Source organism: Halopseudomonas sp. L-58, from assembly GCF_056859475.1.
This window is the reverse complement of sequence record NZ_JBSXON010000069.1, coordinates 1-24,863: the sequence shown is the minus strand read 5'-3', so window position 1 is coordinate 24,863 and position 24,863 is coordinate 1. Positions and strand designations below refer to the sequence as shown.

Genomic DNA, 24,863 nt, shown 5'->3' with positions numbered 1-24,863 from the left:
GAGGTCATCGCAATGGAAGTTATCCTGCTCGAAAAGATCGCGAACCTGGGTAACCTGGGCGACAAAGTCGCTGTCAAGGCTGGTTACGCTCGCAATTTCCTGCTGCCTTTCGGCAAGGCTACTCCGGCTACCGCTGAAAACGTTGCCGCGTTCGAAGCACGTCGTGCCGAACTGGAAAAACTGGCTGCAGAGAAGAAGGCCGAGGCTGACGCCCGTGCCGCTCAGCTGGCTGAACTGACTGTTACCATCGCCGCCAACGCTGGCGAAGAGGGCAAACTGTTCGGTTCCATCGGTACTCGCGACATCGCCGATGCCGTTACCGCAGCTGGCGTTGCCATCGAGAAGAGCGAAGTTCGTCTGCCCGACGGCGCGCTGCGCAACGTAGGTGAGTTCGATGTCGTCGTGCAGCTGCACACTGACGTTGAAACCACCGTCAAGCTGGTTGTTGTAGCCGGCTGATAACGGGTTGCACTGGCAGTGCTCGCCCGTGGCGGGTGATTTGCCGGTGCATTCTCGTTAGACTTGTCACACGGCGCCTGTCTCCGGACAGGCGCCGTGTTGCATTTCTGTACCAGCCGTTTTGAGCGCCCTTTCATGACTGACACACTGTATAGCGAACATCCGGAACTCGATCTGCAGACCGCAGCATTGAAGGTACCGCCGCACTCCATTGAGGCCGAGCAGGCTGTGCTGGGCGGGGTCATGCTGGACAACATGGCCTGGGAACGCGTTTCAGAGCTGCTCAGCGAAAGTGATTTCTATCGGCACGATCACCGAATGATCTTCAAGGCGCTGGTGCGCCTGGCCTCGCGCAACCAGCCATTCGACGTGGTGACGCTGGCGGAAGATCTCGACAAGGAAGGTCTGATTGATCAGGTGGGCGGGCTCGCCTATCTCGGCCAACTGGCCAAAAATACCCCTTCGGTTGCCAACATCAGCGCCTACGCGCAGATTATTCGCGAGCGTTCAACGTTGCGGCAACTGATCAGTGTCAGCACCGAAATTGCCGACACCGCCTTCAATCCCAAGGGAATGCAGGCGACCGAAGTGCTCGATGAAGCCGAGCGCAAGATTTTCTCGATTGCTGAAAGCCGCCCCAAGACCGGTGGCCCAGAGGGCGTCAACAGCCTGCTGACCAAGGCCATCGACCGAATCGACACCCTGTTCAACAGTGAAGGGTCGATTACCGGTCTGTCTACCGGGTTTACCGAGCTGGATAACATGACCTCGGGCCTGCAGCCGGCTGACCTCATTATTGTGGCCGGTCGTCCGTCGATGGGTAAAACGACCTTCGCGATGAACCTGGTCGAAAATGCGGTGATGCGCAGCGACAAGGCCGTGCTGGTGTTCTCCCTGGAGATGCCGGGCGAGTCGCTGATCATGCGTATGCTTTCATCACTGGGGCGGATCGATCAGACCAAGGTGCGTTCCGGCCGTCTTGATGACGAGGATTGGCCACGTCTGACCTCGGCGGTCAACATGCTCAACGACCGCAAGCTGTTCATTGACGACACCGCCGGCCTGTCCCCGATGGAGATGCGCACACGCGCGCGTCGTATCGTGCGCGAGCACGGCGATCTTGGCCTGATCATGATCGACTACCTGCAGCTGATGCGCATTGGTGGGGCCAGCTCGGAAAACCGGACCAACGAGATTTCCGAAATTTCCCGCTCGCTCAAGGCGCTGGCCAAAGAGTTCAACGTACCGGTTATTGCGCTGTCGCAGCTTAACCGCTCGCTGGAGCAGCGCCCGAACAAGCGCCCGATCAACTCTGACCTGCGGGAATCCGGCGCGATCGAGCAGGACGCGGACGTGATCATGTTCGTCTACCGTGATGAGGTCTATCACCCAGATACCCAGGACAAGGGTATCGCCGAGCTGATCATCGGCAAGCAGCGTAACGGCCCCATCGGCACGGCACGGATGGCGTTTCTGGGCAAATATACCCGTTTTGAAAACCTCGCACCCGGTTCCTATTCCGGCTACGGGGAGGAGTAAGCATGGCGGTCAGCATTCCGGTCGCGAAGCACCAACTGTTCGACTACCCGCGTTACTGGGCCGAGTGCTTCGGTCCGGCGCCTTTCCTGCCGATGAGTCGGGAGGAGATGGACCTGCTCGGCTGGGACAGCTGCGACGTGATCATTGTTACCGGCGACGCCTATGTCGACCATCCGTCGTTCGGCATGGCCATTATCGGGCGGCTGCTCGAGGCGCAGGGTTACCGCGTTGGTATCATCAGCCAGCCGGACTGGCACAGCAAAGATGACTTCATGAAGCTGGGCAAGCCAAACCTGTTTTTCGGTGTGGCTGCCGGCAATATGGACTCGATGATCAACCGCTACACGGCTGACCGCAAGGTGCGCTCCGATGACGCCTATACGCCCGGTGGCAGTGGCGGCAAGCGCCCGGATCGTGCCAGCCTGGTCTACAGCCAGCGTTGCCGTGAGGCTTTCAAGGACGTGCCGGTTGTGCTCGGCGGGATTGAGGCATCGCTGCGCCGCATTGCTCACTATGACTACTGGCAGGACAAGGTTCGCCATTCGCTGTTGATCGATGCCAAGGCCGATATTCTTCTCTACGGCAATGCCGAGCGGGCGATCGTCGAGGTGGCCCATCGTCTGAGCCGCGGCGAGCCGATCCAGAGTATTACCGACGTGCGTGGCACGGCCTTTGTGCGTCGTGATACCCCCGAGGGCTGGTTCGAGCTGGATTCGACCCGCATTGATCGCCCTGGCAAGATCGACAAGATCATCAATCCCTACGTCAATACTCAGGACACAGCAGCCTGTGCTGTAGAGCAGGCCAAGGGCCCGGACCAGCAAAGTGACGATGATGTTCAGGTAGTCGAGCTGCTGCCGCATCCGCGCCTGGAGCGTGACCGCACGGTGATCCGCCTTCCTGCGTTCGATAAGGTCAAAGGCGATCCGGTTCTCTATGCTCACGCCAACCGCGTGCTGCATCTGGAAACCAACCCGGGCAACGCCCGGGCTCTGGTGCAGCGCCATGGTGACCGCGATGTGTGGTTCAACCCTCCGCCAATTCCGTTGTCGACTGAAGAGATGGACTACGTGTTCGGTCTGCCGTACGCCCGCGTTCCGCATCCGGCCTATGGTGATGCGCGCATTCCGGCTTACGAAATGATTCGTTTCTCGGTCAACATCATGCGTGGCTGCTTTGGTGGCTGTACCTTCTGCTCGATCACCGAGCACGAGGGGCGCATCATACAGAATCGGTCACACGACTCGATTATTCGCGAAATCGAAGAAATTCGCGACCGCGTTCCCGGCTTTACCGGGGTGATTTCGGATCTCGGCGGGCCAACGGCCAACATGTATCGCATCGCCTGCAAAAGCCCGGAAATCGAGGCTGCCTGCCGCAAGCCATCCTGCGTGTTCCCCGGTATTTGCGAGAACCTCAATACCGATCACTCGTCATTGATCTCGCTGTATCGCAAGGCTCGGGATCTGCCGGGGGTGAAGAAGATTCTGATTGCCTCCGGGCTGCGTTACGACCTGGCCGTGGAGTCGCCGGAATACGTCAAGGAGCTGGTCACCCACCACGTGGGCGGTTACCTGAAGATTGCACCGGAGCATACTGAAGAAGGGCCGCTGACCAAGATGATGAAGCCGGGCATCGGCTCCTACGATCGCTTCAAACAGATGTTCGAGAAGTTCTCGAAAGAGGCGGGCAAGGAGCAGTACCTGATCCCGTACTTCATCGCCGCGCATCCGGGCACCACCGATGAGGATATGATGAACCTGGCGCTCTGGCTCAAGCGCAACGGCTTCCGCGCTGATCAGGTGCAGGCGTTCTACCCGTCACCTATGGCGACTGCGACGGCCATGTACCACTCGGGCAAGAACCCGCTGCGCAAGGTCACCTACAAGAGCGACGGCGTGAACATCGTCAAGGGCGAGCGCCAGCGGCGCCTGCATAAGGCTTTTTTGCGCTATCACGATCCGAACAACTGGCCGATGCTGCGCGAGGCGCTGACCAATATGGGTCGCGCTGATCTGATTGGCAACGGCAAGCATCAGCTGATTCCGGCATTCCAGCCCGCAGTGGCCGGATACCAGAGCGCCCGCCGCAAGAACTCGACACCCGCCGGCAGCAAGAAGGCCGGGCGCGTGCTCACCCAGCATACCGGACTGCCGCCGCGCGAGACTGGCGCGGGCAAGGGCGCAGGGAAGGGGGCCGGCAAGCCGTCAGGCGGAAGGCGCAAGCCGGCCCGTCGCGGATAGAGGCGACGGGGCTATTGTCCTGATAGCCGTTTTCGAATGGCCGTGAGCGCATTCTCTGCCTACAGTGATTATCAGGTGGCGTCGTCAGGCGCCGCTGCAATTCGCAGAGGGCTCCGTCATGCTGAACGAAATCTGGATGCGCTGGTGGGCCGACTATGCCGCCGCGTCGGCCTGTTAGAGGTGAGAACCTCAGAGCAGGGACAGGTCGCTCTCGGCTTTGAGTTCGCGCCAGTGTTGCAATTGTTCGCGTAACTGGCTCAGCTCCACCGGTTTTGCCATATGGCCGTTCATGCCGGCCTTGCGTGCCCGCTCGCGGTGCTCGGGAAGGATATGGGCGGTCAGGGCGATGATTGGAATCGGCTGGCTGCCAGTGCGTTGCTCCCACTGGCGTATGCGTTCGGCAGCGGTGAAACCATCCATCTCGGGCATTTCGCAGTCCATCAGTACCAGGTCAAAGGGCTGCTGTTGCACTGCCTCCAGCGCTCTGGCGCCGTTATCCACCGCTGTGGCAGACACCTGCAGCTTTGCCAGCATGCCGAGAATGACCTTGGTTGAAATCGCGTTGTCTTCGGCAACCAGAACCCTGAAGTGGTTTTCCTCCCGGGTCGCGACCGGCTGGTCGCGGTCACTGCTGTCCTGGGCCGGGGTACGGCGCTGTGCCCACTCGTCTATCAGAGTGGTGCGCAGGGTATAGCCGGCAACCGGTTTGCTGAGAATCCGGCGAATACCGGCATTGCGGGCAATGACCCGACTGGGTACCTGATTGATTCCGGTCAGCATGATGATCAGCAGATCGCTGTTTATGGTCGGGTCGTCCTTGATGCGGGCGGCCAGTTCAACGCCGCTCATGCCGGGCATCGACTGATCGAGCAGAATGATTTCGAACGGATTGCCCAGATTGGCCTGGCTGCGCAGCAGGGCCAGTGCCTCGCGACCGTTTGATGCGCATTGCGCGCGCATTCCCCAGGCTGCGGTCTGCTGTTGCAGAACCTTGCGGCAGGTGGCGTTGTCGTCAACGATCAGCACATTGCGGTCAGTCAGGCTGCTGCCATCCGTGTCTGCGTCAAGCCCTGCATCGATGCTGCTTGCCGGCAGGGTAAACCAGACGGTGGTGCCCTGGTCGTTGGCATACTTGATGCCGAGTTGGCCCTTCATCATGCCGATCAACTGGCGGGTGATCACCAGTGGCAACTTGCCGTCAGTATCGGACTGATCGAGGAAGCGGGTGACCTTGAAATCGCTGTTGAGCAGACTGTTGCACGCATCTTCCGGCATGCCGGCGCCGGTGTCCTGAATTGCAAAGCGCAGCTGAGGAGCGCCATCTTTCTGTTCCATTCCGACCACCAGCAGCACCTCACCCTGTTCCGTATAGTGCAGGGCGTTGGCAAGGAGGTTCATCAGGATCTGACGCAGGCGTGTAGGGTCGCCCTGAAGGGTGCGAGGTACCTCCGGGTGGACGAAGCCGATTAGTTCAATGCCCTGTCCTTCGGCGCGGGCGCGGTAGATATCGAGGCAATCGTTGACCAGCGCATGCAGATCGAACTGCACCCGTTCGAGGGTCAACTGACCGGACTCCAGCCGCGACATGTCGAGAATTTCGTTGATCAGGTTGAGCAGGTCGTTGCCGGAGCCATGGATGGTCTGCACGTAATCACGCTGTTTGGCGGACAGGGCGGTATCAAGCAGCAGTTCACTCATGCCCAGAACACCGTTCATCGGCGTCCGGATCTCGTGGCTGATACGTGCCAGAAACTCGGCCTTGGCGCGTTGCTCGGCACGCGCGGTTGCGCTGTCCTGGCGGTCGCGTGCGCGGCGACTGATGATTCCCTGCAGGCGGCGATAAAGGCTCCAGCTGTAACCCACCAGCGCACTCCAGAGCAGCAGCTCCGCCAGATAGGCCTCCGGCTGTTGCTGGCCAGCCATGGCCTCCATCAGGCCGTTACCCAGCAGCAGGCAGGTTGCACTGGTGAAGGGGACGTCCAAACGTTGCTCGCGGATGCTTACCCAGTACGCAAGCAGCAGCAGGGCCGCGGGCAGGCCGATGTGAACGGTATGGATGAGCAGACGCGAAAGCGACGGGAACACCGCGCAGCCAGCTGTCAGCAGTGCCGTTACGACCGCCGCTGCGTAAATGGCATGACGTCGATTGCTGCGGCTGTCGTTACCCAGCAGCGAGCAAGTCAGCAGGGCCAGCAGCGGATAGGCACTGAGATGAACGATTTCGCCGGGATGACCGTACAGTCGCGGCATAGCCTCGGCAATCCAGCTCAAACCGCTCAGGCTGCTGATCGACATCAGCAGGCTTGCACCGCCCAGCAGCAGGTGGAACGGGTCGCGTCCCAGCACGCCGTGCAACAGACAGTGCAGCACCAGGGCCAGCATCAGACCGACCAGTATGCCCTGGAGCGTCTGCTGCATGCTGTGGCGTGCCGAGGCTTCCTTGACATCCAGTAGCTCGATTCGGGTGCTCAGCGGGTAATCGTTCTGCAGGCGCAGAATCAGGGTGTCGCCAGCGCTGGTACTGGGCTCAAGCGGGAAAGCAAAGCCATGGAATGGCAATGGCCGGGTGTCGGCCGGCATCCGGCTGCCCGTGCGATAGAGGTGGCTGGCCTCGCCGTTTTGCAATCGATAGACCTCGATCAGCGCGATGCTGGGGTTTTCGAGGATCAGTAATCGGTTCTCGACATTGTCGAGACGGACTTCGACCCACAGCGCACCCGGTTTGCCGGGCAGGCTAAGAGGCGCGGAAGGTGCGGGTACGAAGCGGTTGGCGTAGCGGTTGGACAGGATGTCCTGCAGCAGCAGCTCGCCGCTGGCGTCGACATAGGTTCGATAAGCGGGCGTGCCGCTTTGTACCTTGTCGATCCAGGTAGTGAACGTGAAGGCAATACCCAGAATCAGGGCGAGTATCAACGAGCTGATCTGCTTCACGATTGAGTCCTGTCCTTGGTTCTGGTGTCCGGTTGATACAATGCGTTGGCCAGTATAGCGCAGCCATCTGCCTGCAGAAATGCAGCGGCCGGACAGTCTCCTGTCCGGCCGTGCCTTGTTCAGCTCTCCCGGGCGATGGCGCGGTAGCCGATATCGCTGCGGTAGAAGCTCCCTTTCCAGCTTATCTGTCGGGCCAGCTCGTAAGCGCCCTGCTGGGCGGCCTTGACGGTCTCGCCAAGCGCGGTGGCGCAGAGGACCCGACCGCCGCTGGTAACGACCTGGCCATCTTTCAGCGCAGTGCCGGCATGGAACACCTTGCCATTGTCGCTGACCGCCTCTTCCAGTCCGCTGATGACGTCGCCCTTGGCGTAGTCGGCAGGGTAGCCGCCGGCAGCCAGCACAACGCCGAGACTGCAACGCGGATCCCATTGGGCGCTGACCTGATCCAGGGTACCTGCATTGGCTGCTTCAACCAGGGTAACGAGGCTTGATTGCAGGCGCAGCATGATCGGCTGGGTTTCCGGATCGCCGAAACGGCAGTTGAACTCGATGACCTTGGGATTGCCGTCGGCGTCGATCATCAGACCGGCGTAGAGGAAGCCGGTATAGATGTTGCCTTCGGCAGCCATGCCGCGCACGGTCGGCCAGATGATCTGTTCCATGACCCGCTGGTGGACCTCGTTGGTCACCACCGGGGCAGGGGAGTAGGCGCCCATGCCGCCGGTATTGGGGCCGGTATCGCCGTCGCCAACGCGCTTGTGATCCTGGCTGGTCGCCATCGGCAGCACGTGTTCGCCGTCGACCATGACGATGAAGCTGGCCTCTTCGCCGTCGAGAAACTCCTCAATGACCACGCGTGAACCTGCTTCGCCGAAGGCGTTGCCGGCCAGCATGTCGCGCACGGCATCCTCGGCTTCCTGCAACGTCATGGCAACGATCACGCCCTTGCCAGCAGCCAGGCCGTCGGCCTTGATGACGATCGGTGCGCCTTTCTCGCGCAGGTAAGCCAGCGCGGGCTCGATCTCGGTAAAGTTCTGGTACTCGGCAGTTGGAATCTGGTGACGGGCCAGAAAGTCCTTGGTGAAGGCCTTGGAGCCTTCCAGTTGCGCGGCCCCGGCGGTCGGGCCAAAGCAGGGCAGGCCCTGCGCGCGGAAACGGTCAACAACACCAGCAACCAGCGGGGCTTCGGGGCCGACGATGGTCAGGCTGACATTGTCCTTGGCAAAGGCAACCAGCTTGTCCAGTTCCAGCACGTCGATGGCGACGTTTTCGCACTTGGCCTCAATCGCTGTGCCGGCGTTGCCTGGGGCGACAAAGACCTTCTCGACGCGCTCGTCCTGCGCCACTTTCCACGCCAGCGCGTGCTCACGCCCGCCGCTGCCGATAATGAGTACATTCATGTAACTCTCCTGTGGAGAGAGCTTCAAGCTTCACGCTGCAAGCGGCGCTGTTTGGGCGCTCTGCTTGCGGCTTGCAGCTTGCGGCTCAGGGATTAGTGACGGAAATGGCGCATGCCGGTGAAGACCATGGCCATGCCGGCTTCGTCGGCTGCGTCAATCACTTCCTGATCGCGCATGGAGCCGCCGGGCTGGATAACGGCGCTGATGCCCACCTTGGCGGCGTTGTCGATACCGTCGCGGAACGGGAAGAACGCATCGGATGCCATGACCGCGCCGGCGACCTGCAGGCCTGCGTGCTCGGCCTTGATGGCAGCGATGCGGGCGGAGTTGACGCGGCTCATCTGGCCGGCGCCGACACCGATGGTCTGGCGGCCCTTGGCGTAGACGATGGCATTGGATTTGACGAACTTGGCGACTTTCCAGGCGAACACCAGGTCGTGGATTTCCTGTTCGGTCGGCGCGCGTTTGGTGACCACCTTCAGGTCGTCTGCGGTGATCATGCCGATGTCTCGGCTCTGCACCAGCAGGCCGCCGTTGACGCGCTTGTAGTCCCAGTCTGCCTGGCGCTCGGTGCCCCATTCGCCGCATTCCAGCAGGCGCACGTTGGCCTTGGCGGCGACCGCAGCACGGGCTTCGGCGCTGATGCGCGGGGCGATGATGACTTCAACGAACTGACGCTCAACGATGGCGGCGGCGGTGGCACCGTCCAGCTCACGGTTGAAGGCAATGATGCCGCCAAAGGCGGATTCGCTGTCGGTTGCCCAGGCCAGATCGTAGGCTTTGCGGATGCCGCCTTCGTCTTCCGGGACCACCGCCACGCCGCAGGGGTTGGCGTGCTTGACGATGACGCAGGCCGGTTTGGTGAAGCTCTTGACGCATTCCAGCGCGGCGTCGGTGTCGGCTACGTTGTTGTAGGACAGTTCCTTGCCCTGCAGCTGGGTCGCGGTGGCGATGCTGGCTTCGGCCGGGGCAGCTTCCTTATAGAAGGCGGCGGCCTGGTGCGGGTTCTCGCCGTAGCGCATGTCCTGCACCTTGATGAACTGGCTGTTGAAGGTGCGCGGGAAGGTAGCGCGGTCTTCGGTGCTCAGGGTGTCGCGGGTCTGCTCAATGGTGCCGAGGTAGTTGGCGATCATGCCGTCGTAGGCAGCGGTGTGCTCGAACGCCTTCAGGGCCAGGTCAAAGCGCTGGGCGTAGGTCAGGCCGCCGCTCTTCAGGGCTTCCACGATGCTGTCGTAATCGCTGGCGTTGACGACGATGGCGACGTCCTTGTGGTTCTTTGCTGCGCTGCGAACCATGGTCGGGCCACCAATGTCGATGTTCTCGATGGCGTCGGGCAGGGTGCAACCGGGCTTGGCGACGGTGGCGGCGAACGGATAGAGGTTGACCACGACCATGTCGATTGGCTGGATACCGTGCTGCGCCATGACGTCGCCATCGAGGTCGCGACGACCGAGGATACCACCGTGGATCTTCGGATGCAGGGTCTTGACCCGGCCGTCCATCATTTCCGGAAAACCGGTGTAGTCGGCTACTTCAACAGCCTTGATGCCCTGTTCGCACAGCAGCTTGTAGGTGCCACCGGTGGAGAGGATTTCAACGCCCTGGGCGGTAAGCTCGCGGGCAAAGTCGACGATGCCAGTCTTGTCGGAAACGCTGATCAGTGCGCGGCGTACCGGCAGGCGGGTAGTTTGATCGGTCATCTTGGATCCAGGCTAGGTTCAAAAAATCAGCTTCAAGCTACAAGCCTCAAGCTTCAAGTGGAGGCAATTCTGGCTGGCAGCTTCAGAGCAGTCCGTACTGTTTGAGCTTCTTGCGCAGCGTTCCGCGGTTCAGGCCCAGCACTTCCGAGGCTCGCGTCTGGTTGCCCTTGACGTAATTCATCACGCTCTCAAGCAGCGGTGCTTCGACCTCCGAAAGCACCATGTTGTAGACGTCGGTAACGTCCTGGCCTTCGAGATGCTGGAAATAGTTGTGCAGGGCCTCTTCGACACTGTCGCGCAGCGTTCTCGGGGTGCGGATGTCATCAATCCCGGTTGCCGGGATGATGGATTGACTGCTGTCACTCACGGTGTGGCTTCCATCAGGTAGGGTGGTGTCGTAAATCATGCTGCCAGATCTCCTTCCAGCAGACGGGCGAAGTAATGCGCGATGGCGATGTGTTGCTGGTGCGCATCGGTAATGCGGTTGAAGTCCCTGCGAAACTCGGTGGCGCCAGGCAGGGTTTGCAGATACCAGCTGACGTGCTTGCGGGCTATACGGGCGCCGTGCTCGGCGCCGTAAAAGGCATGCAGTGCGCTTAGATGGTCGGTCAGAATCTGCTGCTGCTCATCCAGTGACGCGGGCGGAAGGTATTGGCCTGTACGCAGAAAGTGGTCAATCTCGCGGAAGATCCACGGGCGGCCCTGGGCAGCACGGCCAATCATGACGGCGTCAGCGCCAGTGTGCTGCAGGACCTGGCGGGCCTTGTCCGGGCTGGTGATATCGCCGTTGGCGAATACCGGGATACGGATGCTTTGCTTGACTGCGGCAATGGTGTCGTACTCGGCGTGACCGGTGTATAGCTCGGAGCGGGTGCGGCCATGCACGGCAAGCGCCTGAATGCCACTGTCTTCGGCAATCCGCGCTACCCGCAGGGCGTTGCGATTCTCCGGATCCCAGCCGGTCCTGATTTTCAGGGTAACGGGAATATCAACGGCCTGAACCACGGCCTCGCAGATGGCTGCAACCAGCGGCTCGTCGCGTAACAGCGCAGAACCGGCGGCCTTGTTGCAAACCTTCTTTGCCGGGCAGCCCATATTGATGTCGATAATCTGTGCGCCCAGCTCGGCGTTCATCCGCGCCGCCTGTGCCATCATCTCGGGATCGCCACCGGCAATCTGCACCGAGCGTGGCTCGGGCTCACCCTCATGCACCAGACGCAGACGTGACTTGCGGCTGTTCCACAGCCGGGTATCACTGGTCACCATTTCGGACACGACCAGCCCGGCACCCAGTCGCCGGCACAGCTGCCGGAAGGGCTGATCGGTAACGCCGGCCATCGGGGCCAGAATCACACGATTGGTGAGTTGATAGGGTCCGATACTGATCACTGCTGGTCCATCCCTGTACTGTCGGTTTTCAGTGCGGCTGGCGGGTCGCTGTATCCCGTCCGCTCTGGCTCAGGGCGAAGATGGGCGAAAAGGGCGCACATGATACCCGCAAAGCATGACCGGTTAAAGACTGTTCTGGGTGTTTTTTGTACAGCTGACCAGCGAGTTTAGGCCAATTGGCGGCACCGCGCGACAGCCAGCGGTGCGCGCCGACGAAAGGCTCAGGGCGTGACGAAGTCCAGCTGGTAACTGGTTGCCTGCTGGCTCGGGGCGACCATGCTCAAGGCGATATGTATCGGCGTCTGTGACGGCATCAGAGTGCGCCCCGCCAGCTCGCCGGCCAGGTACTCGGTGGGACGAAAGTCGCGGGTCGTTGTAACGCGGCCGCGGCTATCGCTGAATGCCATGCGGATGACCGGGAATGGCTGGTCGAAATCGGCTCGGTTGTAGATGATGAGATTGATGTCCAGCGTGTTCGGAAACTCCGGGTGCGGGCGGACCAGCAGGTTGCTGCTCCGAATCTGGCTGATATCGACGCGCGCCGGCAGGCGGCAGCCGGTAATCAGACAGATACTCTCCAGCGTGGGGCGCAACTGTGCATTGCGCGCCCACGCATCCAGGTTGTACAGCGCAGCCTGGGTGGCCAGAGCCGCTATTGCGAGCAGACACAGGATGCCCCACAGCCAGTTGTGGCGTGCGCGACGTCGGCTAAGTGGTGCTTCGAACGGCAAGGGCTCATCTTCCAGCTCCGGCAGGTGCAGCAGATCGCCAAAGGCCGGCTCTCTTTGTGCCGGTACGCTGTCCGTCTCCGTATCGGGCACCACTGAGAACGCGGGCTCCCTGCGATCACGGTGTATCGGCTCGTCGGTGTCGTCCGGTTGCGGCACGATGCGGTCGTCGGGCATGAGGGGAGTGGACGGCACCACCTGTGCCGGCGCTGAGGCGGTATCGTTGGTGGTCGAGCGACTGGCGCTTAACGGGCCGATATCACGCGCAGGTGGCGTCGCCAGAAAGGATTCGTCGAGATCCGGCTCATCTTCAATCAGTGCGTCAAGGCTGGTTCCGATCCTGGCGTCGGTTTTACCGCGGGCCGGCGTCACGTCATCTGCAGGGTCGACGTCGCCGGTTGCAGGGGGTGGGCTGCCCGCTGCAGATGGATTGATCTCGTCGAGAATGGACTCGTCCAGACCCAGGGCTTCCAGATCCAGGTCGTCCAGTTCCAGGTCGTCATGGATCAGAAAATCCTCCCGATGGGAGCTCGCGGGCCGTTCGGGCGCTGCCGGCAGGTCTGCCATTGCGCTCTGAGGCAAGGCGTTGAACACCTTGAGGCAGGCGCCGCAACGGACATGCCCTGCGGCGGCATGCAGTTGCTCATGAGTCAGACGAAAGTGCGTCTTGCAGAAGGGGCACTGGGTGACCTGCAGTTCACTCATGGATGGCCGGCTGTCCTGTTGCGGAGGTTTGCTGTTCGAGTCGGTATTCTGCCCGGATCAGGGGCGGGCTGTCACCGGCGACGGCCGCTGACCCGAATCCAGCCTTCCTGGTTGGCGACCGGGTCCAGCTCGAAGTCGTCGCGGTAAGCCTGCAGAATCTCGTCGGTCTGTTCCGCGAGGATGCCGGACAGGGCAAGCAGGCCCCCGGGTTTTACCAGGCTGGCCAGACGCGGCGCCAGGCTGACCAGCGGGCCGGCGAGTATATTGGCCACCAGCACATCAGCCGGTGTATCCGGCATCTGCTCGGGCAGATAGAGATCAAAGCGGTCATCGGCAACCTGGTTGCGCTGGGCGTTGTCGCGCGAGGCCTCGAGTGCCTGAATGTCGATATCGGTACCGACGGCGTGCTCTGCGCCGAGCAACAGGCCGGCGATGGCCAGGATACCTGAGCCGCAGCCGAAGTCGATCAGCGTCTTGCCCTGCAGCTGCTGTGCATCCAGCCACTGCAGGCACAGTGATGTTGTCGGGTGGGTGCCGGTACCGAACGCCAGACCGGGGTCCAGCAACAGGTTGACCGCGTCGGGCTCTGGCGCTGCATGCCAGCTGGGTACGATCCACAGACGCTCACCGAAACGCATGGGGTGGAAATTGTCCATCCAGCTGCGCTCCCAGTCCTGATCCTCGATTTTTTCCAGCTCGTGCGGCGGCAGCTCGGCTTGCCAGAGCAGGCGCAGATGCTGCAGCAGTGCTTCCGGGTCGGTGTCTGCTTCGAACAGCGCGAGCAGGTGAGTGTTTGACCACAGCGGGGTGGTGCCCAGGTCTGGCTCGAAGATGGGCTGGTCTTCGGCATCCATAAAGGTGACCGACACAGCGCCGAGTTCCAGTAGCTGATCTTCCAGCGTGGGGGCCTGTTCGGGGGTAATGGCAAGACGCAGTTGCAGCCAGGACATGGGGGCTCCTTTGGCGCAGCTTCAAGCGGCAAGCTTCAAGCTGCAAGATCAGCAGAAAAAGAAGGGGAGCGATAATTCGCTCCCCCGAATGGTGCAGATAATACGCTGTGAGCCTGCAGCTTGCAGTTACTTCCCTGCCAGCTTGTGCTCCAGATAGTGAATGTTGACGCCGCCCTTGCAGAAGCCGGGGTCGCGGACCAGTTCACGGTGCAGTGCGGTATTGGTCTTGATGCCGTCTACTACCAGCTCGTCGATGGCGTTGCGCATACGTGCAAGCGCTTCATCGCGCGTCGCGCCGTAGGCGATCAGCTTGCCGATCAGCGAGTCGTAGTTCGGCGGAACCTTGTAGCCACTGTACAGGTGGGAGTCGACACGGATGCCGTTGCCGCCTGGAGCGTGGAAGAAGGTGACCGTGCCGGGGCTGGGCATAAAGGTCTTCGGATCTTCGGCGTTGATGCGGCACTCGATGGCGTGGCCACGAATGACAACATCTTCCTGGCGAATGCTCAGCGGCTGGCCCGATGCGACAAGGATCTGCTCCTTGACGATGTCGATGCCGGTGACCATTTCCGAAACCGGATGCTCAACCTGTACGCGGGTATTCATTTCGATGAAATAGAACTCGCCGTTTTCATACAGAAACTCGAAGGTGCCTGCGCCACGGTAGCCCAGATCGATACAGGCCTGAACGCAGCGGGCCTGAACTTCGGCGCGCGCCTTCTCGTCGATGCCGGGTGCCGGCGCTTCTTCGATGATCTTCTGGTGACGGCGCTGCAGCGAGCAGTCGCGGTCGCCCAGGTGAACGGCATTGCCCTGACCGTCCGACAGTACCTGCACTTCCACGTGACGCGGATTGGTCAGGAACTTTTCCAGATAGACCATCGGGTTGCCGAAGGCAGCGCCCGCTTCAACCTGGGTCAGCTTGATCGACTTGATCAGCTCGGACTCTTCATGCACGACGCGCATGCCGCGACCGCCACCGCCACCGGCGGCCTTGATGATCACCGGGTAGCCGACGCGCTGGGCAATCTTCAGGCACTCGGCTTCGTCTTCCGGCAGTGGGCCATCGGAGCCGGGCACGGTTGGTACGCCGGTTTCCTTCATGGCGGCAATCGCGGAGACCTTGTCGCCCATCAGGCGGATCACGCTGGCGCTCGGGCCGATGAAGGTGAATCCGGAGTTTTCCACCTGCTCGGCAAAGTCTGCACGCTCGGCGAGGAAGCCGTAGCCGGGGTGGATACCGTCAGCGCCGGTGACCTCTGCAGCGCTGATGATCGCCGGAATATTCAGGTAGGAGTCGGTCGCCGGTGCCGGGCCGATGCAGACGGTTTCGTCTGCCATGGCCAGGTGCATCAGCTCGCGGTCGGCAGTGGAGTGCACTGCCACGGTTTTCAGACCGAGTTCCTTGCACGCGCGGATCACGCGCAGGGCAATTTCACCTCGGTTGGCAACTAGTACTTTTTGCATCTAAGCCTCCGGCCCGGGCTCAGGCGATGCTGAACAGCGGTTGATCGAATTCGACCGGCTGGCCGTTGTCTACCAGAATCGCCTGGACCACGCCGCTCTTGTCGGCTTCGATGTGGTTCATCATCTTCATCGCCTCGACGATGCACAGCACGTCGCCGGCCTTGACGGTCTGGCCCACTTCAACGAATACGGCCGCAGTCGGGGACGGCGAGCGGTAGAAGGTGCCAACCATCGGCGAGCGAACCAGGTGGCCACTCGGTTCGGCCGGAGCTGCTGGCTCGGCGGCCGGTGCGGCGGCCGGTGCAGGCGCGGCGGCAACCGGGGCCGGAGCAGGGGCTACCTGATACTGCGGTACCGGTGCGTGCTGGCTGTGACGGCTGATGCGAACCGACTCCTCGCCCTCATGTATTTCCAGTTCGTCGATGCCGGACTCTTCCAGAAGTTCGATGAGTTTTTTGACTTTGCGAATATCCATTGATGCATGCACTCCAGAGCAGGTTGCGTAATCAGTTTTGGTCGATCTTGTGTATCGCGGCTTGCAGGGCCAGCTCGTAGCCCTTGGCTCCCAGACCGCAGATCACTCCCTCGGCTACGTCCGAAAAGTAGGAGTGATGACGGAAGGGTTCGCGCTTATACACGTTGGATAAGTGAACTTCGATGAATGGGATGCTCACTGCGAGCAATGCGTCACGTATTGCGACGCTGGTGTGGGTAAAAGCAGCCGGATTGATGATGATGAAGTCGATGGCTTCGTCACCCGCGGCATGAATGCGTTCGATCAACTCATGCTCGGCGTTGCTTTGCAGGCTGAGCAGATGATGCCCCTGCTGGCTGGCCAGTTCGCGCAGGTGCTGGTTGATCTGATCCAGTGTCGTCGCGCCGTAGACGCCGGGTTCACGGCTGCCGAGGCGGTTCAGGTTGGGTCCGTGGAGGACCAGGATGCTGGCCATTGTGCGTGTATTCCATTGCAGGACGGGTGCGCTGCGGCAGTGACCCGTCAGTCAAGATTTTTCCGGCAGTTTGCCGTAATCAGGTCGGCCTGTCCAGAAGTGGACTGTTGACATCAGATGTCAGCATGATGGCTGCATTATGGCGCAATCTTTTCCTGCGCGGACTGGCTGGCGAGGCTGCTGAATTCTTCCAGTGAGACTTCGCCCTGAATGCGCAGGTCACGGCGTTCCTGTCCGTTGGTGGCAAAAAACAGGTAGGCGGGTGGGCCGAACAACTGGTGGCGGGTCAGCCAGGCTCGTTGTTCCGGGCTGTTGTCGGTCAGATCAAGCTTGATGCGCAGATGGTTGGCCAGCAGTGCCTGTACCTCCGGTTGGCTGAGGATGGTGCGCTCCATGATCTTGCAGCTGATGCACCAGTCGGCATAAACATCGACGATCGCGGGCTGGCCGCGCTCGGCAGCCAAAGCCAGCTGGCGTTCGAGTTCGACGGGCTCCCTGATCAGCGTGAAAGCCGCAGTGGCCGGCTGAGTCGCGCTGCCGCCAGCCAGTGGCTGCAGCGGCCTGAGCGGGTCTTCGCCGCCAGCCAGTGCGCCGAACAGCGCGGCTGCGGCATACAGCGCAAACAGCAGGGCTATGGTCTGACGAAGGTAGTTGCCGCCTTGCATCAGCCCGAGCCGCACGGCGAGACCTGCGGCCAATGCAGCCCACAGGGCGAGGCTTATCGGGCCCGGCAGGACACGTTCAAGCAGCCAGATGGCGACTGCCAGCAAGCCAAAGCCGAACAGATGCTTGACCGTTTCCATCCACGGGCCGGAACCGGGCAGCAGGCTCTTGCCGAACAGGGTTACCAGAATCAGCGGCACCCCCATGCCCAGACCCAGGGCGAACAGGTTTAGGCCGCCGCCTATGGTGTCCCCGGTGCTGCTGATATAGACCAGCGCACCGGCCAGCGGCGCGGAAATGCACGGCGATACCACCAGCGTGGACAGCGCGCCCATCGCCGTTGCCCCTGCCAGTGACCCACCGTGGGCGCGGCGATTCAGACGTTCGAGCGGCTCGCGCAGGAACTCGGGCAGGCGCAGATCGAACAGGCCGAACATGGCCAGTGCAAACAGCACGAAGAACACCGCGAAGGTGCCCAGAATCCAGGGCGATTGCAGGCGTGCCTGCAGATTGAGCGCGGCGCCGAAGCTGCCGATCAGTGCGCCGACAATCGCCAGTGTCACGGCCATGCCAAGCACATAGCCCAGCGCCAGCGACAACGCACGGCCGCGGCTGATATGGCTGCGGCCCAGCACCATGCTGGAGAGAATCGGCAGCATGGGCAGCACGCACGGGGTAAAGGTCAGGCCGATGCCACCGAGCAGAAACAGCAGCCAGGTCATCAGACGGCCATTGTCCCTGCCACTGGGGGCTGCTGTCGTTGTCGGCTCTGCTGCGGAGGTGTTCGCGCTGCCTGCAGTGCCGCCCGCAGCCGGTGCCGGCAGATCCAGCATGACGGTTTCCGGCGGGTAACAAAGACCCGCGTCGGCGCAGCCCTGGAAGCCGACCCGCAGCTGGGTCTGACCTGCGGTCAATTGGCTGGCGTCGAGCTGAATCTGCAATTGGTCGTAGTAGACCTCAACGTCGCCGAAATACTCGTCTGTCTTGTGTTTGCCTTCCGGCAGGCTGATCTGCAGGTCTTGGTCCGGGCTTTGCGGGTTGCTCAGGTGCAGGCGGTGGCGATACAGGTAGTAACCAGGCGCCATTTCAAAGATGACCGTGACCTGTTGCGCGCTGGCGTCAAGAATATCCGGGCGAAAGGCCTGATGAACCGGCAGAAAGGTATTTTGGCTGCTGCCGCTCTGGATCAGCCCGGTAAGAGAGCCATTGCCGGAGAGTTGGGCGTGGACGCTGGCGCTTAGCAATACCAGCAGCATCAGGCAAAAACGAAACGCGCGCATGGGATAACCGACCGAAAAGTGGACGGTCATCATAAAGGCTGACGCAGGCAGGTGAAAGGCACTGGCCATGAGGCGCAGTGCCGCAATTGTTGCTGAATGGCTCAGCCGGTCAGATTCGGAAGGCGGAGACCGCCGACAGCAGGGCGCGGCTGCGCTGGCTGATCTGCTGGGTATGCTGGCGGGTATGCACCACCATGCCGAGGTTGGCCTCGCTCAGATGGTGAATCTGCTGGCTGTTTTCTCGGATGGTGCGCACCCGATCAGACTGGGCGTCGGTGTGGGTGGCGATATGCTCGGCCAATTCATTGATGCGCTCGATGGCGTTGACGATGCGGCCCAGTGCCGCGTCCGCCAGTTGGCCTTGCTCGGCGGTATTGCGTGCGTGCTTGACCTGCTCCTCCATCTGACCGGCGGACTGGCGAGCCACCTGTTGGAGCCGTTCGATAAGCTGACGGATTTCCTGGGTCGAGCCGGCAGTGCGCTGGGCCAGCCCCCGCACTTCATCGGCGACCACGGCAAAACCGCGCCCGGCCTCACCAGCCCGGGCCGCCTCAATGGCGGCGTTCAGGGCCAGCAGGTTGGTTTGCTCGGCAATGCCCTGAATAACCTCCAGCACGCTGCCAATGGTGTCTGATTCGGCCACCATGCGGTCGATGGTACGGGCGCTGTTCTGTACCTCGACCACCAGTTGCTGCATCTGGGCGATGGTGCCGCCAATCACCTGCTGGCCATCGCGCACCTCGCGGTTGGCGATCCGTGCCAGCTCGGCGCTTTCGCCGGCGTTGGTGGCCACCAGACGGATGGCTTCGTCCATGCCGCCGATATCCTGGTTGATTGACTGGGTGTCGCGCTGTTGCTGGGCTGCCCGGTCATGGGTGTCGGCAGACAGTCTTTCCAGGTCGTCGCTGGTGCCGCTCAGTGCCTCGGCCTGCTGATTGATGGTGGTCACCAGTTCGATCAGATACTGGCGCAACTGGTTGGCCGAATGCTCGAGCTGTTTCAGTTCCTGTACCCGACTGCGGGTAGCAACGGGCTTGGTGAAGTCACCGCCGGCGTAGGTCGACAGGACCGGCGCGAACTGGCTGATGCCGTTGGCCAGGGAGCGCTGCATGCGCTCGATCAGAATCGCGATCAGAATCAGCATGGCGATGATGCCCAACTGAACGTTGCGCACCTGGGCGGTGACACGGTCGCGGGCAGCGGTCAGTGCCGGCCGCATTTGCTCGGCCCCTTGCAGCAGGCCGGCGATCCGCTCGCCGGTGATCTGTTGCAGTCTGGCGCGCTCGCTGATCAATGCGCTGGTTCGTTCCAGTTCTGCCGGGTAGCGGTTGAGCAGCGATTGCAGGGCGCGCTTGTAGTCGCTGCCAGGGTCGCTGGCGCTTGCCTTGCTGCCTGTATCGACACCCAGCAATGAGGCGAAGGGGTCGTTGCTTTTCTGCTGCGCCTCGACCACGCCGAGCAGCGGCAGCCGGTCGAGCTCGTCGGCGTTCTGGCGTGTGGTGGCAAGCAGGCGCTGCAGGTTTTCAATCAAGGCGGGATCGTTCTGGCTGAACAGGCGGGCTCTTGCCAGGCTGATCCGCACCAGGTTGGCCTGCAATTCGTCAATCAGGCGCACATAATCTGCCGCCGCCTCAGCGCCCTGGCGTTGTCCGTCGCGGCTGTAGGCAGCCAGGTGTGAAAGTTCGGCCAGCACTTCGCGCTCGGCCTGAATCAGTAATGCCTGCGGATCACCGGCCAGCTTGCCGACCGCCAGCAGATCGGTCTGCATAAATTCGACAAACTCTGCCAGCGGTGCGTCGAATGGCTGGCGGATGGTTTCCGGGAACTGCTGCAGGTTTTGCTGCAACGCGGCAGCCGTATTCTGGGCCTGTTGCAGGCGCAGGGCATCACCGTGCTGGCGGTAGGCCTCGGTGTCCTGTTGCAGGGATTGGGTCTGTCCGACCATGTTGAGATAGGCGTCCATCAGTGCATAGGGAGCCTTCAACGCCTGTTGCGACCACCACAGGCTGGCACCCAGCGCTACGCCGGCAGCAGCGAGCAGCACGGTATTGAACAGGGTGAGAGATTTCAGGCGCATGGCAGTACCCCGGTAGAATCGGACTGCCGGGATAATAATGTCAGTTGTGTGACAGCTTGATGAATGCGTTGGCCGGATGATGGCGCGCCCCCGGCAGTGCGTTTTCGCTGATCTGCGCAGCCATTCAAACAGCCGTGATATGCTGGTCCGCAGAATAGCCACAGGAGTCGGAATATGAAATTTGGCAAGCGCAACGCAGCTACGGGCGGCGACGGTCATGGCTCACTGGTAAGCGGCGCAGTGCTGGCACTGGTTGTGATCTGGCTCTTTATCTGCCTGCTGGTGGGCTGGTACTGGAGCAGCGAGCCTGATCTGGAGCCGGTTGCCGGTGCCCCGCAACCCGAGATGGTCAATGGCGAATACACCGCCCGCACCCTGCGAGCTGTGGTGCAGACCCTGCTTGAGAAGCCGGGTGGCTACCTGAGCAACGACATCATGCCGCCCGGTCTGTGGCTGGATAACATGCCGCGCTGGGAGTATGGCGTGCTGGTTCAGGTGCGTGACATGACCCGTGCGCTGCGCCGCGATATGGCGCGTTCGCAGTCGCAGTCTACCGAGGACCGTGATCTGGCCAAGGCGGAGCCGCGGCTGCATTTCGACAACAACAGCTGGGCCATGCCGGCCAGCGAAAGCGAATATCGCGACGGTATTCGCTCTCTCGACAGCTATATCGAACGCCTGCAACGCGGTGAGGCGGACTTCTACTCCCGTGCAGACAACCTCTCCAGCTGGGTAGGGGATGTCAGCACCCGTCTTGGCTCCATGTCGCAACGCCTGTCTGCCAGTGTGGGGCGCGCGCCGTTGACGACCGGCGGAAAGCTTGGCGAGACAACGCCCTGGCTGGAAATCGACGACGTGTTCTACGAGGCTCGCGGTACTTCCTGGGCCCTGGTGCAACTGCTGCGTGCGGTTGAGCATGACTTCGCCGATGTGCTTGAGAAGAAGAACGCGCTGGTAAGCCTGCAGCAGATCATCCGTGAACTGGAAGCCACCCAGCAGACGCTGTGGAGTCCGATGGTGCTGAATGGTGACGGCTTCGGCATGCTGGCCAACCATTCGCTGGTCATGGCCAACTATCTGTCCCGTGCCAACGCCGGCATGATTGAGCTGCGCCGCTTGCTGGAACAGGGCTGATTTGTGGATCAGCAACACATCGCGGCCTATCTTCAGGCCTCCGGCAGCGAGCGGGTGATTCATGTCGATGAGCAGGATCGTGAACTGGGTGTCGTGTCGCGTGCCGACGCTCAGTCGCGTGGTCTGATTACCCGTTGTACCTTTATCTTCGTATTCAACTCCCGTGGTGAGCTGTGTGTGCATCAGCGCACGCCGCACAAGCGCCTGTATCCTTCCTTCTGGGATGTGGCAGCTGGCGGTGTAGTGGCGGCTGGTGAGAGTTATCTGCAGGGCGCTGAACGGGAGCTGGCCGAAGAGCTGGGGGTAGCCGGTGTGCCGTTGACCGAACACTTCCGATTTTTCTTCAACTCGGCCGAGAGCCAGCTGTGGGGCGGGGTATTCAGTTGCCGCTGGGATGGCCCGCTGACGCTGCAGCCGGAAGAGGTGCAAGCGGTACGCTGGGTAGACCCGCGCAGTGACTGGCAGCGTGCGGGGGAGCAATACGCTCCCGACTCCCTGGAAGCGCTGGCGCGTCTGTTGCAACACTCGTCATTGGAACTTCATGCATGAAAAAAACCGGTTTGCAGGCCCTGGGTGGCCTGGTGTATTCGACCGATGCCGGGCGTCTGTGCCCGGGCTGTGAACAGCCGGTGGCGCAATGTCGCTGTGCTGACCAGGCTATCCCCGAGGGTGACGGCATCGCCCGGGTGCGCCGGGAAACCAAAGGCCGCGGTGGCAAGACGGTAACCACCGTGACCGGTGTACTGCTGAACGCCGATGACCTCAAGGCGCTGGCCAAGCGGCTGAAGAATCGCTGCGGCTGTGGCGGCGCGGTCAAGGACGGCATTATCGAGATTCAGGGCGACAAGGTCGATCAGGTCTGCGAGCTGCTGGTGGCGGAAGGGTTCAAGGTCAAGCGCGCCGGAGGCTGAGCGGGTGATCCTTCGGCCGCAACTGGTGAACGCCTGGCGCGACCCGCTGGCGCAGCGCCGGGTTTGGCATATCGCGCTGCCGCTGATTCTCTCCAATATCAGTGTGCCGCTGGTCGGGTTGGTCGATACCGCGGTTATCGGGCATATGGACGGGGCACATCATCTGGGCGCTGTGGCTGTCGGCAGCACGCTGTTTACCTTCGTGCTCTGGGCAACGGGCTTTCTGCGCATGGGTACCACCGGGTTTGCGGCGCAGGCCTGTGGCAGCGCAGATGGCGATCAGCTCCGACGTATCCTGCTGCAGGCAATCTGGCTGGCGGTGTTGATCAGTGCACTGGTCTGGCTGTTTCGCACGCCGCTACTGAATATGGGGCTGCACTATCTGCAGAGCAGTGAGGCGCTGCTCGAGCAGGCCCGCGCCTATTTTCAGATTCGCCTGATCAGTCTGCCGGCGGCACTGGCCAACTTTGTGCTGATCGGCTGGTTTATCGGTGCCCAGAACAGCCGCGTGCCGTTCGCGATGCTGCTGACCGTCAACCTGACCAATATGCTGCTGGATGTGCTGCTGGTGGTTGGGCTGGATCTGGGCGTGCAGGGTGCGGCCTGGGCCAGCGTCTGCGGTGATGTGCTCGGCCTGCTGCTCGGGCTCGCGCTTGTGCGGTCCACCCTGCGGCAATACCCCGGGGCGTTTGACTGGGTGCGAGGTCTCAGGCTCAAAGGGGCGGCACCGCTGCTGCGGGTCAATCGGGATATTCTCATTCGCACCCTGGCGTTGCAGTCGGTGTTCTATCTGCTGGTGGTGCAGGGTGCCAGGCTCGGAGATGAGGTGGTCGCGGCCAACGCGGTGCTGCTCAACTTTCTGCTGATTACCTCCCATGCGCTTGATGGTCTGGCACATGCGCTCGAAGCGCTTGGCGGTCACGCCCTGGGCAAGCGGGACAAGCGTGGGCTGGTCCAGGTGCTGGTGATTACCACCGGCTGGTCGCTGGTGCTGAGCCTGGCTTTTGTTGCGGCGTTTGCTCTGGGCGGCGATCTGCTCATTCGTTTGCTTACGGATTTGCCGGAGGTGAGGGCGCTGGCCCGGCAGTATCTGGTCTGGGTTACGATCATGCCGCTGGTGACCGTTTGGAGTTATCTGCTTGACGGCTTGTTCATCGGCGCGTCCCGCGCCCTGGCCATGCGCAATACCATGCTGCTCGCGCTGGTGTGCTACCTGCCGCTGGCGTGGGCCTTGCAAGGCCAAGGTAATCATCTTGTCTGGTTTGGCTTTTTGACGTTTATGGCGTTGCGCTCGCTGCTTCTGGGGGGCTGGTTTGCCTGGCTCTGGCGCACGGACCGCTGGATGCAGCTAGATTAGAAGTGATGCTGAAAGGGCTGGGCAGTAATGGGAGAAGAGCAATGATAGAGGCGTCCATACCGGCAGATGAACAGCAGCGTCTGGCCGCGCTCCGCGCCATGCAACTGCTGGATACGCCACCTGATCCGCATATTGATGCATTGCTGCGCATCGCTCAGCGGATGTTTGGCGTGGGCAGTACGCTGGTGACCCTGATCGACTCTGATCGCCAGTGGTTCAAGGGGCGCATCGGAGCGACGAATCTTGAAGGGCCGCGCAACGTTTCGTTCTGCGGTCACACCATTCTGTCCGACGATATTCTCTACGTGCAGGATGCGCACGCCGATGAGCGCTTTTTCGATAATCCGGCCGTAACCGGCTATCCGTTTGTGCGTTTTTATGCGGGCATTGCTCTGCATGCGCCCGATGGCAGCAGGATCGGCTCGTTCTGTGTGCACGATACCGCGCCGCGTGAGCTGACCGACAGCGAACGTGAGGCGATGGGCGACTTTCAACAGTTGCTGGAGGCCCTGTTTGTTGCGCATCAGTTGCGCATGGATGCGGCCTGGCTGCAGGAGGCGCTGGGTGCGGCCGAGCGGCGGGCGCTGATTGATCCATTGACGCAGTTGTGGAACCGTCAGGGGTTGCGCACCATGTTGCCTGCGATCATCAGTCGTGCCGAGCGCGAGGGGTTGCTGGTCGGCTTTGTCTATGGCGATCTGGATCATTTCAAGCGGATCAATGATGAGCGTGGGCACGCTGGTGGTGACCAAGTGCTGATTCAGGCCGGCCAGCGCATGGTGGCGACGATTCGTCCGCACGACCTGGCATTGCGGCTGGGCGGCGAGGAGCTGGCGGTATTAGGGAATCGCTGATCAATTCAGATTTGCGCATTACCGGTGTCGATCAACTGAATTTTTGATGCAGCGAACCTGTTCTTGGCGACATTGCTCCGCAAATCGCCTTCAACTCTGGCCATTTTGGCCTATTTCCACCCGACT

At 61.6% G+C, this 24,863-nt stretch carries 20 protein-coding genes; 8 read left to right on the top strand and 12 right to left on the bottom strand.

The annotated features are described in order from the left end of the window. Positions 1–12: 12 nt before the first annotated feature. From rplI to AC13EY_RS12070, 3 genes are all read left to right on the top strand, one after another. Positions 13–459: a 50S ribosomal protein L9 gene (gene rplI / locus AC13EY_RS12080; RefSeq protein ID WP_088273451.1), complete on the top strand. Its 447-nt coding sequence runs from the start codon at positions 13–15 to the stop codon at positions 457–459. Positions 460–594: 135 nt separating this feature from the next. Continuing rightward, positions 595–1,998, top strand: a complete 1,404-nt coding sequence (gene dnaB / locus AC13EY_RS12075; RefSeq protein WP_088273910.1) for a replicative DNA helicase — start codon at positions 595–597, stop codon at positions 1,996–1,998. Between the two features lie 2 nt (positions 1,999–2,000). Beyond that, positions 2,001–4,241 (top strand): YgiQ family radical SAM protein, encoded by a 2,241-nt coding sequence (locus tag AC13EY_RS12070; protein WP_308444258.1) that lies wholly within the window; start codon positions 2,001–2,003, stop codon positions 4,239–4,241. 189 nt (positions 4,242–4,430) lie between these two features. Here the strand turns inward: AC13EY_RS12070 and AC13EY_RS12065 are convergent, their stop codons facing one another. From AC13EY_RS12065 to AC13EY_RS12010, 12 genes are all read right to left on the bottom strand, one after another. Beyond that, a complete protein-coding gene (locus tag AC13EY_RS12065) occupies positions 4,431–7,172 on the bottom strand; it encodes a response regulator (RefSeq protein ID WP_335599183.1) in 2,742 nt (913 codons plus the stop codon). Positions 7,173–7,291: 119 nt separating this feature from the next. Continuing rightward, positions 7,292–8,572: a phosphoribosylamine--glycine ligase gene (purD, locus tag AC13EY_RS12060; protein ID WP_335600754.1), complete on the bottom strand. Its 1,281-nt coding sequence runs from the start codon at positions 8,570–8,572 to the stop codon at positions 7,292–7,294. Between the two features lie 92 nt (positions 8,573–8,664). Then, positions 8,665–10,272 carry a bifunctional phosphoribosylaminoimidazolecarboxamide formyltransferase/IMP cyclohydrolase gene (gene purH, locus AC13EY_RS12055; protein WP_228245213.1) on the bottom strand — a complete coding sequence of 536 codons (1,608 nt, stop codon included), beginning with the start codon at positions 10,270–10,272 and terminating at the stop codon, positions 8,665–8,667. Between the two features lie 82 nt (positions 10,273–10,354). Further along, positions 10,355–10,678 (bottom strand): DNA-binding transcriptional regulator Fis, encoded by a 324-nt coding sequence (gene fis, locus AC13EY_RS12050; RefSeq protein ID WP_088273456.1) that lies wholly within the window; start codon positions 10,676–10,678, stop codon positions 10,355–10,357. Continuing rightward, complete coding sequence (gene dusB / locus AC13EY_RS12045; RefSeq protein ID WP_335599181.1) at positions 10,675–11,661, bottom strand: tRNA dihydrouridine synthase DusB; 987 nt, start codon at positions 11,659–11,661, stop codon at positions 10,675–10,677. Before dusB ends, fis begins: the two co-directional genes overlap by 4 nt. A gap of 221 nt (positions 11,662–11,882) precedes the next feature. Then, entirely contained in the window at positions 11,883–13,094 is a 1,212-nt protein-coding gene (locus AC13EY_RS12040) for a DUF3426 domain-containing protein (RefSeq protein ID WP_228245216.1), read from the bottom strand. A 71-nt stretch (positions 13,095–13,165) separates the two neighbouring features. After that, positions 13,166–14,044: a 50S ribosomal protein L11 methyltransferase gene (gene prmA, locus AC13EY_RS12035; RefSeq protein WP_228245217.1), complete on the bottom strand. Its 879-nt coding sequence runs from the start codon at positions 14,042–14,044 to the stop codon at positions 13,166–13,168. Between the two features lie 126 nt (positions 14,045–14,170). Then, a complete protein-coding gene (gene accC / locus AC13EY_RS12030; protein ID WP_088273459.1) occupies positions 14,171–15,511 on the bottom strand; it encodes an acetyl-CoA carboxylase biotin carboxylase subunit in 1,341 nt (446 codons plus the stop codon). Positions 15,512–15,530: 19 nt separating this feature from the next. Then, on the bottom strand, positions 15,531–15,986 hold the full coding sequence (gene accB, locus AC13EY_RS12025) for an acetyl-CoA carboxylase biotin carboxyl carrier protein (RefSeq protein ID WP_233048328.1): 456 nt from the start codon (positions 15,984–15,986) through the stop codon (positions 15,531–15,533). Between the two features lie 31 nt (positions 15,987–16,017). Then, positions 16,018–16,461, bottom strand: coding sequence for a type II 3-dehydroquinate dehydratase (aroQ, locus tag AC13EY_RS12020; protein WP_228245221.1), 444 nt, complete (start codon positions 16,459–16,461; stop codon positions 16,018–16,020). Positions 16,462–16,598: 137 nt separating this feature from the next. Then, positions 16,599–18,404 (bottom strand): protein-disulfide reductase DsbD, encoded by a 1,806-nt coding sequence (gene dsbD / locus AC13EY_RS12015; protein ID WP_233048327.1) that lies wholly within the window; start codon positions 18,402–18,404, stop codon positions 16,599–16,601. Positions 18,405–18,513: 109 nt separating this feature from the next. After that, on the bottom strand, positions 18,514–20,481 hold the full coding sequence (locus tag AC13EY_RS12010; protein ID WP_233048326.1) for a methyl-accepting chemotaxis protein: 1,968 nt from the start codon (positions 20,479–20,481) through the stop codon (positions 18,514–18,516). 174 nt (positions 20,482–20,655) lie between these two features. Between AC13EY_RS12010 and AC13EY_RS12005 the strand changes: the two genes are divergently transcribed. From AC13EY_RS12005 to AC13EY_RS11985, 5 genes are read left to right on the top strand one after another with little or no spacing between them, the layout of a single operon-like run. Then, positions 20,656–21,615 (top strand): DUF2333 family protein, encoded by a 960-nt coding sequence (locus AC13EY_RS12005; RefSeq protein WP_233048325.1) that lies wholly within the window; start codon positions 20,656–20,658, stop codon positions 21,613–21,615. A gap of 3 nt (positions 21,616–21,618) precedes the next feature. After that, entirely contained in the window at positions 21,619–22,164 is a 546-nt protein-coding gene (locus AC13EY_RS12000) for an NUDIX hydrolase (RefSeq protein ID WP_233048324.1), read from the top strand. After that, positions 22,161–22,526, top strand: coding sequence for a translation initiation factor Sui1 (locus tag AC13EY_RS11995; RefSeq protein WP_233048323.1), 366 nt, complete (start codon positions 22,161–22,163; stop codon positions 22,524–22,526). Before AC13EY_RS12000 ends, AC13EY_RS11995 begins: the two co-directional genes overlap by 4 nt. 4 nt (positions 22,527–22,530) lie before the next feature. Next, positions 22,531–23,883 carry an MATE family efflux transporter gene (locus AC13EY_RS11990; protein WP_233048322.1) on the top strand — a complete coding sequence of 451 codons (1,353 nt, stop codon included), beginning with the start codon at positions 22,531–22,533 and terminating at the stop codon, positions 23,881–23,883. A 41-nt stretch (positions 23,884–23,924) separates the two neighbouring features. After that, positions 23,925–24,737, top strand: a complete 813-nt coding sequence (locus tag AC13EY_RS11985) for a diguanylate cyclase domain-containing protein (RefSeq protein ID WP_482876732.1) — start codon at positions 23,925–23,927, stop codon at positions 24,735–24,737. Positions 24,738–24,863: the final 126 nt, after the last annotated feature.